Genomic DNA, 11,893 nt, shown 5'->3' on the forward strand with positions numbered 1-11,893 from the left:
TCATGGCCTCCAAGATTGCGTACCAGGGTGAGCCCGGCGCCAACTCCAACATCGCGTGTCAGCAAATGTTCCCGGACATGGAAAGCGTCCCGTGTGCCAGCTTCGAGGATGCCTTTGAGCTGGTAAGCAGCGGTGAGGCGGAGCTGGCCATGATCCCGATCGAGAACTCGATCGCCGGCCGCGTGGCGGATATCCATATCCTGCTGCCGCAGTCCAACCTGCAGATCGTGGGCGAATACTTCCTGCCCATCCACTTCGACCTGCTGGGCATCCCGGGCAGCACCATCGAGGCCGCCACCGAGGTGCACAGCCACATCCATGCGCTGGGCCAGTGCCGGAAGCTGATCCGCGAACATGGCCTCAAGCCGGTCATCGCCGGTGACACCGCCGGGTCCGCCCGGGAGGTGGCCGAGTGGAACGATCCCCGCAAGCTCTCCCTCGCTCCCCCGCTGGCCGCACAAATCTACGGCCTGGATGTCCTGGCGTCGCGGGTGGAGGACGACCCCTCCAACACCACCCGCTTCGTGGTGCTGGCCCGGGAAACGGCACTGCCGGCCCGGGAAGAACTTCCCGGGCCGGCAGTGACGAGCTTCCTGTTCCGCGTCCGCAACGTCCCCTCCGCCCTCTACAAGGCGCTGGGCGGTTTCGCCACCAACGGCGTGAACATGACCCGGCTGGAGAGCTACATGGTGGGCAACGAGTTCGCGGCCACCATGTTCATGGCGGACGTCGAAGGCCACCCCGAGGACCTGCCGCTGAAGCTGGCCCTCGAGGAACTGGACTTTTTCACCACCGAGGTGCGGATCCTCGGCGTGTACCCGGCCGCGGACTACCGGGCGGCGGCAGCCACCGGCTGACGCGGCTTTGCGGGGGCGGCCTGCACGAGCGGGGTGAAGAACGCGCCCAGTTCCGCCGTTGCGGTCAGGGGCAGGACATTGGCAACGTACTGGTCCGGACGGACCACCACCACAACGCCGTTGCGGTCCAGGCCGCGCAGGTCGAAGATGTCCGCCTTGGGATCGGTGGCGTAGACCTTTTCGTAGTCGGTCAGCTTGAAGGGGCCCACCTGGGGCTTGAAGACGGCCGGCACAGCGCTGATGTCGACGGCGGTGTGCGGCTGCTGGTAGACCACCTTCAGGTCGAACCACGCATCCGGGTCGGCGCCGGCAGGCGTCGAGGCCAAGGGGGACTCCGGCGAATTGGCGAACCACTCGGCGAGCATGTCCGTGGCGGAGTTGGTGCCGGGAAGCGCGCCATCCGCGAAGACGTAGATCCGCCAGCGGCCGTCAGCGGTGGCGTGGTGGCCCAGGTGGATGGGGTTGGTGTCCCCCACCCGCACCACCGGGGCTGATTTGAAGCGCTTGCCCACGGGGAAGCCGGCGGCCAGCTCCTGGTGGTCCGCGGAGCCAACGATCAGGGACGGCGTGTACTGGGTCATGAACCCGGCCGGGAATTCGGCGGTCTGCACATAGAAGTCCTCGAGGTCCGAGGGGTGCTCGAACTCCTCCGGCTTCTTGGCCATCATGGTTGACCACTCCTTGTCGAAGTCGATCAGGTTCCTCGCCACCACCTGGCGTTCCGCCGAGTATGTGGCCAGCAGGCTCTCCGGGCTGCGCCCTTCCAGCACGTGCCCCAGCTTCCAGGCAATGTTGAAGCCGTCCTGCATGGAGACGTTCATGCCCTGGCCGGCCTTTGCACTGTGCGTGTGGCACGCATCGCCGGTGATGAAGACCCGCGGGGTCCGGGTGCCGCGTTCCTCCGGCAGGACGTCGTCGAACCTGTCCGTTAACCGGTGGCCCACCTCGTACACGCTGTGCCAGGCGATGTTCCGCACGTCCAGGGTGTAGGGGTGGAGGATCTCGTTGGCCTTGGCGATGATCTCTTCGATGGAGGTGTCGCGGACCGAGTGGTGGCTGTTGGGGTCAACCTCGCCCAGGTCCACGTACATGCGGAACAGGTGGCCACCTTCGCGGGGAATGAGCAGGATGCTGCCCTTTTCGCCCTGGATGGCGCACTTGGTGCGGATGTCCGGGAAGTCGGTGACGGCGAGCGCGTCCATGACGCCCCAGGCGTGGTTGGCCTGGTCGCCGGCGAGCGTGCAGCCGATGGCCTGGCGCACCTTGCTGCGCGCGCCGTCCGCGCCCACCACGTACTTGGCACGGACCACCCGTTCCCGGCCCTCGTTGGGTCCGTCGGTGTGGCGGAGCGTGACGGTCACCGGGTAGTCACCGCCGCCGGCCACCTCCAGTCCCTGGAAGTCGTAGCCGTAGTCGGGCTTCATGCGCGTGGGCGCGTGGGCCATGTATTCCGCGAAGTAATCCAGCACGCGCGCCTGGTTGACGATCAGGTGCGGGAATTCGCTGATGCCCATTTCGTCGTCCACGGCACGGGCGGTGCGGATGATGTTGGCGTGGTTGGCGGGGTCCGGCTTCCAGAACGCCATTTCGGTGATCCGGTAGGCCTCCGCGATGATCCGCTCCGCGAACCCAAAAGCCTGGAAGGTCTCCACACTGCGGGCCTGGATGCCGTCCGCCTGGCCGATGGCCAGCCTTCCCGGGCGCCGCTCGATGATGCGGGTGGTGATGTTGGGGAACATGGACAGCTGGGCCGCGGCGAGCATTCCGGCAGGACCGGTGCCCACGATGAGCACGTCCACTTCCTCCGGAAGCTCCTCGGGGCGGTTAAGGCCGACGCCGGCCGCCGGCTGGACACGCGGGTCACCGGATACGTATCCGTGGTGGTGGAACTGCACGGGCTTTCCTCACTTCGTCGTGGATGATTATCGAGCGAGTCTCGTTCTATATCAGAACAAGGAATTCGATAATCGAAACTATAAATCTCGCTTCCACTGTACGCCCGATGTGATCCGGGCGACAAGTGCCCCTTAGCTGACCCCCAAAATCCGCTCAAATCAAGGGGTTGACGAAGCCGCAGCGATGGGTAATAGTAATCGTATACGATTTCGTACCTGATGAGGAGAAGGCTTTGGAGCAGGTCAACGGCGATACCCTGGCAGCAGCACGCAAGGTGATCGCGGTGCACATCAACTACCCCAGCCGGGCGGCCCAGCGGGGCCGCACGCCGGCGCAGCCGTCCTACTTCCTCAAGCCTTCCAGCTCGCTGGCCCTTGGCGGTAGCCCCGTGGAGCGGCCGGCCGGCTGCGAACTGCTCGGGTATGAGGGCGAGATCGCGCTCGTGATCGGCAAGGCGGCGCGCCGCGTTTCGCTGGATGACGCCTGGAGCCACGTTGCGGCCATTACCGCCAGCAATGATCTCGGCGTGTACGACCTGCGCTGGGCGGACAAGGGCTCCAATCTCCGGTCCAAGGGCGGCGACGGATTCACCCCGGTGGGCCCGGCACTGATCCCGGCAGACGCCGTCGACCCTTCACAACTGCGGATCCGTACCTGGCACAACGGTGAGCTGGTCCAGGACGACACCACCGAAGACCTGCTCTTTCCCTTTGCGCGGCTCGTCGCGGACCTGTCCCAGCTGCTCACCCTGGAGGAGGGCGACATCATCCTCACCGGTACCCCCGCCGGCGCCTCGGTCGCGACGCCGGGCGACGTCCTGGAAGTGGAAGTGGGAACGGTGGACGGCAGCCTCAGCACCGGGCGGCTGATCACCACAGTGGAGGAAGGCACGACGGCGTTCGCCGACTTTGGTGCCCAGCCCAAGGTTGATGACCTGCAGCGAGAGGAAGCCTACGGATCCCGGAAAGCTGCAGGTTTGGCGGGCCCTGCGAGTGTTCTGACCCCTGAGCTGAAGGCCAAGCTGGAGTCGGTTGCCACCGCCACGCTGTCCTCCCAGATGCGCAAGCGCGGCCTTAATAACGTCAGCATCGACGGGCTGCAGGCCACCCGCCCGGACCGGCGCGTGGTGGGGCTGGCCCGGACCCTGCGCTACGTGCCCAACCGCGAGGATCTCTTCAAGACCCACGGCGGCGGCTTCAACGCCCAGAAACGCGCCATCGACTCCGTAAACGAAGGCGAGATCCTGGTGATGGAAGCCCGCGGCGAAAAAGGAACCGGCACTGTTGGTGACATCCTGGCCCTCCGTGCCCAGGTCCGCGGCGCAGCAGCGATCATCACCGACGGCGGCGTCCGCGACTACTCGGCTGTCGCCGACCTTGAGATGCCAACGTACTTCTCCAATCCGCACCCCGCCGTGCTGGGCCGCCGCCACATCCCATGGGACACGGACATCACCATCGCGTGCGGCGGAGCCACCGTTCAGCCCGGCGACATCATCGTGGCCGACTCCGACGGCATCCTGGTGATCCCGCCGACCATCGCCGAGGAACTCGTGGAGGACTCCATCCAGCAGGAAAGGGAAGAGACCTTCATCTTCGAGATGGTCAAGCAGGGCAACAGCGTGGACGGCCTCTACCCCATGAACTCGGAGTGGCAGGCGCGGTACAAGGAATGGGAAGCGAAGGCCAATGACTGAGACCACAATGGCTGTCGGAAGCAAGTCCGAACAGGCCTACCAGGCCGTCAAGGCCCGGATCGTCGAAGGCACCTACACCCCCGGCTACCGCCTGGTACTGGGCTCCATCGCCAAGGACCTTGGTTTCAGCGTGGTCCCGGTCCGCGAGGCCATCCGGCGGCTCGAGGCCGAAGGGCTGGTGACGTTTGAACGGAACGTCGGCGCCACCGTCGCGGGGATCGACCCCACCGAGTATCTCTACACCATGCAGACCCTCAGCATTGTGGAGGGTGCCGCCACCGCCATGTCCGCCCCGCTGATCGGTCCCGCCGCCGTGGCCCGGGCCCGCGCCGTGAATGAAGAGATGCGGGAGTGCCTGGACCACTTCGATCCCGTCCGGTTCACGCAGCTCAACCAGGACTTCCACAGTGTCCTGTTTGAGCACTGCCCCAACCCGCACATCCTGGACCTGGTGCACCGCGGCTGGAACCGGCTCGCATCCCTCCGGTCCTCCACCTTCCGCTTTGTCCCCGGCCGCGCCCGCGACTCGGTGGAGGAACACGAAAACCTGCTGAAGCTCATCGAAAGCGGAGCCGACGCAGAACAGATCGAAAAAGCCGCCAGGCTCCACCGCTCCGCCACCCTGGACGCGTACCTGGCCCAGACCAACCACTGACACGCAGTTAGGACTTCAACGATGACGACCTCAGTAGAAACCAGCAAGCACTACATTCCCGAGGACCTGCCCACCCACATCCAGCACTACATCAACGGCCAGTTCGTTGACTCCGTGGGCGGCAAGACCTTCGACGTCCTGGACCCGGTTTCCAACCGGAACTACGCCACCGCCGCGGCCGGCCAGAAGGAGGACATTGACCTCGCCGTAGCCGCCGCCCGCGAAGCGTTCGTAAACGGCCCCTGGCCGAAGATGAAGCCGCGCGAACGCGCCCGCATCCTGAACCGGATCGCCGACGCCGTCGAGGCCCAGGAAGCGCGCCTCGCCGAACTCGAAACCTTCGACACCGGCCTGCCCATCACCCAGGCCAAGGGCCAGGCCCTCCGTGCTGCCGAGAACTTCCGGTTCTTCGCGGACCTGATCGTGGCCCAGTTCGACGACGCCATGAAGGTCCCCGGCTCGCAGATCAACTACGTCAATCGCAAGCCGATCGGCGTCGCAGGGCTCATCACCCCGTGGAACACCCCGTTCATGCTCGAGTCCTGGAAGCTCGCCCCGGCCTTGGCCACCGGCAACACCGTGGTCCTCAAGCCGGCCGAGTTCACCCCGCTCTCGGCCTCGCTCTGGGCCCAAATCTTCAAGGACGCCGGGCTGCCGGACGGCGTCTTCAACCTGGTCAACGGCCTGGGCGAGGAAGCAGGGGACGCCCTGGTCAAGCATCCGGACGTCCCGCTGATCTCCTTCACCGGCGAGACCACCACCGGCCAGACGATCTTCCGCAACGCCGCCGCCAACCTCAAGGGCCTTTCCATGGAGCTCGGCGGCAAGTCCCCCTGTGTCGTCTTCGCGGACGCAGACCTGGACGCCGCCATCGATTCGGCCCTGTTCGGTGTGTTCTCCCTCAACGGCGAACGCTGCACCGCCGGGTCCCGCATCCTGGTGGAGCGCGCCATCTACGACGAGTTCTGCGAGAAGTACGCCGCCCGGACCAGGAACATCGTGGTGGGCGATCCCCACGACCCCAAGACCCAGGTGGGCGCCCTGGTCCACCCCGAGCACTACGAGAAGGTGGCCTCCTACGTGGAGATCGGCAAGTCCGAGGGCCGGCTCCTGGCCGGCGGCGGCCGCCCCGGCCACCTGCCCGAAGGCAACTACATCGCACCCACGGTGTTCGCCGACGTCGCGCCGGACGCCCGGATCTTCCAGGAGGAAATCTTCGGACCCGTCGTGGCCATCACCCCGTTCGAGAACGACGACGAGGCCCTCGCCCTGGCGAACAACACCAAGTACGGCCTGGCCGCCTACATCTGGACCCAGAACCTGACCCGCGCCCACAACTTCTCGCAGAACGTCGAGGCCGGCATGGTGTGGCTGAACAGCCACAACGTCCGCGACCTGCGCACCCCGTTCGGCGGCGTCAAGGCCTCCGGGCTGGGCCACGAGGGCGGGTACCGCTCCATCGACTTCTACACCGACCAGCAGGCCGTGCACATCACGCTCGGCACCGTCCACACCCCCAAGTTCGGCGCGTAAGCGCACCTACCCACCTTTCAAAGAAGAGAGCATCCAATGACTAACTTCGTTCCCACCCCCACCGTCCCGGCACCGGACATCGTCCGCTGCGCCTACATGGAAATCGTGGTCACCGACCTCGCCAAGTCCCGCGAGTTCTACGTGGACGTCCTGGGCCTGCACGTGACCGAGGAAGACGAGAACGCGATCTACCTCCGCTCACTGGAGGAGTTCATCCACCACAACCTGGTCCTCCGCAAGGGCCCCGTCGCCGCCGTCGCTGCCTTCGCCTACCGGGTGAAGTCCCCCGCCGAGGTGGACGCCGCCGAGGCCTACTACCGCGAGCTTGGCTGCCGGGTGGAGCGCCGCAAGGAAGGCTTCACCAAAGGCATCGGCGACTCCGTCCGCGTGGAGGACCCGCTGGGCTTCCCCTACGAATTCTTCTACGACGTGGAGCACGTGGAGCGCCTCACCCAGCGCTACGATCTCTACTCCGCCGGTGAACTGGTCCGCCTGGACCACTTCAACCAGGTCACCCCGGACGTCCCCAAAGGCCGCAAGTACCTGGAGGACCTGGGCTTCCGTGTCTCCGAGGACATCAAGGACTCCGACGGCGTCACCTACGCCGCGTGGATGCACCGCAAGCAGACCGTCCATGACACCGCCCTGACCGGCGGCAACGGCCCGCGCATGCACCACGTTGCGTTCGCCACGCACGAGAAGCACAACATCATCCAGATCTGCGACAAGATGGGCGCCCTGCGCATCAGCGACCGGATCGAACGCGGCCCCGGCCGGCACGGCGTCTCCAACGCCTTCTACCTCTACATCCTGGACCCGGACGGGCACCGCATCGAGATCTACACCCAGGACTACTACACCGGCGACCCGGACAACCCCACCATCACCTGGGACGTCCACGACAACCAGCGCCGCGACTGGTGGGGCAACCCCGTGGTCCCGTCCTGGTACACCGAGGCCTCCCTGGTCCTGGACCTGGACGGCAACCCGCAGCCGGTCATCGTCCGCGAGGAAAAGTCCGAGATGGCCGTGACCGTGGGTGCCGACGGCTTCTCCTACACCCGCAAGGACGGCGCGCCGGAAGGTGACCGGACCGGCTTCAAGCTGGGAGTCCAGGTCTAACCATGCTGGAGCCGACGACGATTGAGGCCATCGCGGACGAGCTGGTGGAAGCCGGCCGGACCCGTACCCCTGTCCCCCGCCTGACCGCCCGCTACCCGGACATGACCGTGGAGGACTCCTACGCCGTGCAGCAGCTGTGGCGCCGCCGCAACGAGGACGCCGGAAGGATCCTGGTGGGGCGCAAGATCGGCCTCACGTCCAAGGCCATGCAGGCCGCCACCGGCATCACCGAACCGGACTACGGCGCTATCTTCGATGACATGGTCCTGGAGACCGGCTGCTCGGTCCAGTGGGACCGGTACACCCACCCACGGGTGGAGGTGGAGCTGGCGTTCGTGCTGAAGGACGGGCTGAAGGGCCCGGGCGTCACCATCTTCGATGTCCTGAAGGCCACCGACTACGTGGTTCCGGCCCTCGAGATCCTGGACTCCCGGATTGAGATGGAGGGCCGGACCATCGTGGACACCATCTCGGACAACGCCGCCATGGGCGCCATGGTGATCGGCGGCAACCCGGTCAAACCGGACGCCGTGGACCTCCGCTGGGTTTCCGCGATCCTCTACAAGAACCAAACCGTGGAGGAGACCGGCGTGGCCGCCGGAGTCCTGGACCACCCTGCCAACGGGGTCCACTGGCTGGCCAACAAGATCGCCGCCCACGGAGACTCACTGAAGGCCGGGGACATCATCCTGGCCGGGTCCTTCACGCGCCCCATGTGGGTGTACCAGGGCGACACCGTCCACGCCGACTACGGCCCCCTGGGGAGTGTGACATGCCGCTTCGAGTAGGGGACACCTTCCGCGACGCCCTGGCTGGGGAAAAGCAAAAGGGAAAGGCGGGCCGGCCGCTCGCGGGGATGTGGGTCTGCTCCGGCAGCCCGCTCATCGCCGAACTCTGCGCCGGTTCCGGCCTGGACTGGCTCCTGGTGGACGCCGAACACAGCCCCAACGGGCTCGAATCCATCCTCGCCCAGCTGCAGGCCATGCACGGCTACCCGGTCCACGCCATGGTCCGGCCGCCCGTGAACGACCCCGTGGTGATCAAGCAGTACCTGGACCTGGGCGTGCAGAACCTGCTGATCCCCATGGTCAGCTCCGTGGCGGAGGCTGAAGCCGCGGTGGCTGCCACCCGCTACCCGCCCCAGGGCGTCCGCGGGGTGGGGTCCGCCCTGGCCCGCGCCGCGCGCTGGAACCGGGTCACGGACTACCTGGCCCGCGCCAATGAGTCCATCAGCGTCACCGTCCAGATCGAGTCCGCCGCCGCAGTGGAGTCAGTGGAGGACATCCTCAAGGTCGACGGCGTGGATGCTGTCTTCGTCGGGCCGTCCGACCTTGCCGCCTCAATGGGCCTGCTGGGACAGCAGGAACACCCTGAGGTGCGCTCCGCCGTCGACCACTGCCTCGCTGCCGCCAAGGCGGCCGGCAAACCCGCCGGCGTGAATGCCTTCAATCCCGCCACCGCAGAGCATTACCTCGCAAACGGTGCGGACTTCATCCTGGTGGGCGCCGACGTCGCCCTCCTAGCCCGCGGGTCCGAAGCCCTCGCCGCCAAGTACATCAAGCCCGCCGGCGGCGAAGCCCCCGCCAGCTACTGACCTTCCCTTCCTAAGGATTTCCCATGACTGTTACTACTTCGCTGCCCCCTGCCGTCACGCCGGAGCGGGAGGCTTCCCTGCTGGCGTCGGTGCCCACCGGCTTGTTGATCAACGGGGAGTGGGTGGGCGCGTCCGACGGTGGGACGTTCGACGTGCACGATCCGGCCACCGGGGAGGTGCTCGCCACCCTCGCGTCGGCCACGAGTGCGGATGCTCTTGCTGCGTTGGACGCGGCCGACGCCGCGCAGGCGTCGTGGGCGCGGACCGCGCCCAGGACCCGGGCGGAGATCCTGCGCCGCGCCTTTGACCTGGTGGTTGAACGTGCGGAGGACTTCGCCCTGCTCATGACCCTGGAAATGGGCAAACCGTTGGCCGAGGCCCGCGGCGAAGTCACCTACGGGGCGGAGTTCCTGCGCTGGTTCGCCGAGGAAACCGTCCGGGACTACGGCCGCTACCTCACCACCCCCGAGGGCAGGAACAAGATCCTGGTCCAGCACAAACCCGTCGGACCCTGTCTGTTGATCACCCCGTGGAACTTCCCGCTCGCGATGGCCACCCGCAAGGTCGCCCCCGCCATCGCCGCCGGCTGCACCATGGTCCTCAAACCCGCCAAACTCACACCCCTGACCGCGCAGTACTTCGCGCAGACCCTGCTCGACGCCGGACTCCCGCCCGGGGTCCTGAACGTCGTCGCCTCCTCGTCCGCGTCCGGGATTTCCGGGCCCCTGCTGCAGGACTCCCGGCTGCGGAAGGTCTCCTTCACCGGCTCCACCCCCGTGGGCAAGCGGCTGATGGCCGACGCCGCCCAGAACGTTCTGCGCACCTCGATGGAACTCGGCGGGAACGCCCCCTTCATCGTCTTCGAAGACGCCGACCTCGACGCCGCCGTCGAAGGAGCCATGGCGGCGAAAATGCGGAACATGGGCGAAGCCTGCACCGCAGCCAACCGCTTCCTCGTCCACGAAACCGTCGCGGCCGAGTTCACCGCCAAATTCGCCAAAGCCATGGCAGCCCTCACCACCGGCCGCGGCACCGACCCCGACACCACCGTCGGGCCGCTCATCGACGGCGGGGCCCGGGACGACGTCCACGCCCTGGTCTCTGCCGCCATCGAGGCCGGAGCAACCGCGGTAACCGGCGGCGCCCCCGTGGACGGGCCCGGCTACTTCTACCAGCCCACCGTCCTGGCCAACGTCCCCAACGACGCCGCCATCCTGGGCCAGGAAATCTTCGGACCCGTCGCCCCCATCACCACCTTCACCACCGAAGAAGACGCCATCACACTCGCCAACAGCACCGAGTACGGGCTCGCGTCCTACCTCTACTCCCGCGACTTCAACAAACTCCTGCGCGTCGCGGAACAGATCGAGTTCGGCATGGTCGGGTTCAACGCCGGAATCATCTCCAACGCCGCAGCACCCTTCGGCGGCGTCAAACACTCAGGACTCGGCCGCGAAGGCGGACCCGAAGGCATCACCGAATACACCACCACCCAATACATCGGCATCAACAACCCCTACGCCGGCTGACAGCCCGGAAAAGCACCTGCCACCCTGCTCCAAAGGGGTGGCAGGTGCTTTAAGGTTGGCCAGCCAACGGGGGCAGCCGGCCTTAGTCTCCTTCGCCGGCCGCGGGAAGTGTCACGTACGTCCCCTGGGCCCTGCTGCCGTTTCCGGGAAGGGCCCCTGGCAGCGAGACGTAGCTGCCCCTCAGCTGCGGCGACACTTCCTGGCCGGCGGGCAGGGTGACGTAGCTGCCCTCCGGGTGCGGCGACACTTCATGGCCGGCGGGTAACGTAACGTAGCTGCCGCCTCGGGAGATATCGGCAACTGCTGGTGCGGGGGCTTCAGTGCGCTCGGCCTCTAAAGTCATGATGTTCTCCTGCTTGCGGGGGGCGACGGCGCGCAACCCGGACACCTGTGCCCGCGGCGGCGCACTAAGAGCCGTGGTATCCGCTGCTGGGGTGGTTGGAGGGGTCGTTTGCCTGGATCCGGGGAGGAGTTGCCCGGCGTTTCTCGAGGCTTCGCCGGCCTGACGTCGATTCTAGGGTTAATCTGACAAGTTCACAATAAGGTTGTGCAGTTTTTTGTGCCGTTCCCTCCATGCCAAAGGTCCTGCGCACAAAGACAAGAGCCGTGGACCGGCCCTAACCCACACTGGGGAGTAACCCGCTACGCCGACCGGCTGGCGTCCTTGCCTACTCGAAGTGGGGCGGTTTCCAGCCATCGTTGCGAATTAAGTGGTTTGGAGCTGGTGTTTCCATCGTGCCATGAGTTGGTACGGGGTGCGGTCATTTAGGCATTCCCGTGGCCGGTCGTTTAGTTCGATGCTGACTTCCCGTAGCCGTTCATCGGTGATCAGGCCCAGATCGGTGCCCTTGGGAAAGTACTGGCGCAGCAGGCCGTTCGTGTTCTCATTCGTCCCGCGCTGCCACGGGGAATGTGGATCGGCGAAGTAGATACGAAGTCCCGTCTCCCGCTCTATTCGTTCATGGTGGAACATCTCGTTGCCCTGATCCCAAGTCAGCGTCCCCCGGAGAG

11 protein-coding genes are annotated in these 11,893 nt (G+C 66.3%); 8 read left to right on the forward strand and 3 right to left on the reverse strand.

All coding sequences use genetic code 11. From position 1 onward, the window contains the following. The first annotated feature begins 2 nt into the window (after positions 1–2). Positions 3–857 (forward strand): prephenate dehydratase, encoded by an 855-nt coding sequence (locus tag AB0313_RS08760; RefSeq protein ID WP_366304909.1) that lies wholly within the window; start codon positions 3–5, stop codon positions 855–857. Here AB0313_RS08760 and AB0313_RS08765 read toward each other — a convergent pair. Continuing rightward, the gene (locus AB0313_RS08765; RefSeq protein ID WP_366304911.1) at positions 830–2,752 is read right to left on the reverse strand and encodes an FAD-binding monooxygenase; all 1,923 of its coding nucleotides are present in this window, start codon (positions 2,750–2,752) and stop codon (positions 830–832) included. The two genes, AB0313_RS08760 and AB0313_RS08765, sit on opposite strands and share 28 nt — an antisense overlap. Before the next feature lie 233 nt (positions 2,753–2,985). Here AB0313_RS08765 and AB0313_RS08770 point away from each other — a divergent pair, with 233 nt between their 5' ends. The 7 genes from AB0313_RS08770 to AB0313_RS08800 are packed head-to-tail and all read left to right on the forward strand — an operon-like array spanning position 2,986 to position 10,882. Continuing rightward, positions 2,986–4,449 (forward strand): fumarylacetoacetate hydrolase family protein, encoded by a 1,464-nt coding sequence (locus AB0313_RS08770; protein WP_366304913.1) that lies wholly within the window; start codon positions 2,986–2,988, stop codon positions 4,447–4,449. Next, complete coding sequence (locus tag AB0313_RS08775; protein ID WP_141945407.1) at positions 4,442–5,104, forward strand: GntR family transcriptional regulator; 663 nt, start codon at positions 4,442–4,444, stop codon at positions 5,102–5,104. The genes AB0313_RS08770 and AB0313_RS08775 overlap by 8 nt, the downstream gene beginning before the upstream one ends. A gap of 21 nt (positions 5,105–5,125) precedes the next feature. Next, positions 5,126–6,637 (forward strand): 5-carboxymethyl-2-hydroxymuconate semialdehyde dehydrogenase, encoded by a 1,512-nt coding sequence (hpaE, locus tag AB0313_RS08780; protein WP_366304915.1) that lies wholly within the window; start codon positions 5,126–5,128, stop codon positions 6,635–6,637. Between the two features lie 36 nt (positions 6,638–6,673). Next, a complete protein-coding gene (gene hpaD, locus AB0313_RS08785) occupies positions 6,674–7,759 on the forward strand; it encodes a 3,4-dihydroxyphenylacetate 2,3-dioxygenase (RefSeq protein WP_141945404.1) in 1,086 nt (361 codons plus the stop codon). A 2-nt stretch (positions 7,760–7,761) separates the two neighbouring features. Then, positions 7,762–8,547, forward strand: coding sequence for a 2-oxo-hept-4-ene-1,7-dioate hydratase (gene hpaH, locus AB0313_RS08790; RefSeq protein ID WP_141945402.1), 786 nt, complete (start codon positions 7,762–7,764; stop codon positions 8,545–8,547). Continuing rightward, entirely contained in the window at positions 8,532–9,353 is an 822-nt protein-coding gene (locus tag AB0313_RS08795; RefSeq protein WP_366304917.1) for an HpcH/HpaI aldolase/citrate lyase family protein, read from the forward strand. The genes hpaH and AB0313_RS08795 overlap by 16 nt, the downstream gene beginning before the upstream one ends. A gap of 23 nt (positions 9,354–9,376) precedes the next feature. Continuing rightward, complete coding sequence (locus AB0313_RS08800) at positions 9,377–10,882, forward strand: NAD-dependent succinate-semialdehyde dehydrogenase (RefSeq protein ID WP_366304919.1); 1,506 nt, start codon at positions 9,377–9,379, stop codon at positions 10,880–10,882. 82 nt (positions 10,883–10,964) lie between these two features. Here AB0313_RS08800 and AB0313_RS08805 read toward each other — a convergent pair whose 3' ends face one another. Both AB0313_RS08805 and AB0313_RS08810 read right to left on the reverse strand, forming a co-directional pair. After that, positions 10,965–11,225, reverse strand: a complete 261-nt coding sequence (locus AB0313_RS08805) for a hypothetical protein (RefSeq protein WP_366304921.1) — start codon at positions 11,223–11,225, stop codon at positions 10,965–10,967. Between the two features lie 363 nt (positions 11,226–11,588). Continuing rightward, the coding region (locus tag AB0313_RS08810) for an IS30 family transposase (RefSeq protein WP_366304923.1) at positions 11,589–11,893 on the reverse strand (305 nt) is incomplete at its 5' end.

It is taken from the genome of Pseudarthrobacter sp. NPDC080039, assembly GCF_040702335.1.
Classification (GTDB): Bacteria; Actinomycetota; Actinomycetes; order Actinomycetales; family Micrococcaceae; genus Arthrobacter; species Arthrobacter enclensis_A.

Coding starts and splice junctions, on each gene's coding strand:
- AB0313_RS08760 (WP_366304909.1), top strand. CDS start 3: ATGGCCTCCAAGATTGCGTACCAGGGTGAGCCCGGCGCCAACTCCAAC.
- AB0313_RS08775 (WP_141945407.1), top strand. CDS start 4,442: ATGACTGAGACCACAATGGCTGTCGGAAGCAAGTCCGAACAGGCCTAC.
- hpaE (WP_366304915.1), top strand. CDS start 5,126: ATGACGACCTCAGTAGAAACCAGCAAGCACTACATTCCCGAGGACCTG.
- hpaD (WP_141945404.1), top strand. CDS start 6,674: ATGACTAACTTCGTTCCCACCCCCACCGTCCCGGCACCGGACATCGTC.
- hpaH (WP_141945402.1), top strand. CDS start 7,762: ATGCTGGAGCCGACGACGATTGAGGCCATCGCGGACGAGCTGGTGGAA.
- AB0313_RS08795 (WP_366304917.1), top strand. CDS start 8,532: ATGCCGCTTCGAGTAGGGGACACCTTCCGCGACGCCCTGGCTGGGGAA.
- AB0313_RS08800 (WP_366304919.1), top strand. CDS start 9,377: ATGACTGTTACTACTTCGCTGCCCCCTGCCGTCACGCCGGAGCGGGAG.
- AB0313_RS08805 (WP_366304921.1), bottom strand. CDS start 11,225: ATGACTTTAGAGGCCGAGCGCACTGAAGCCCCCGCACCAGCAGTTGCC.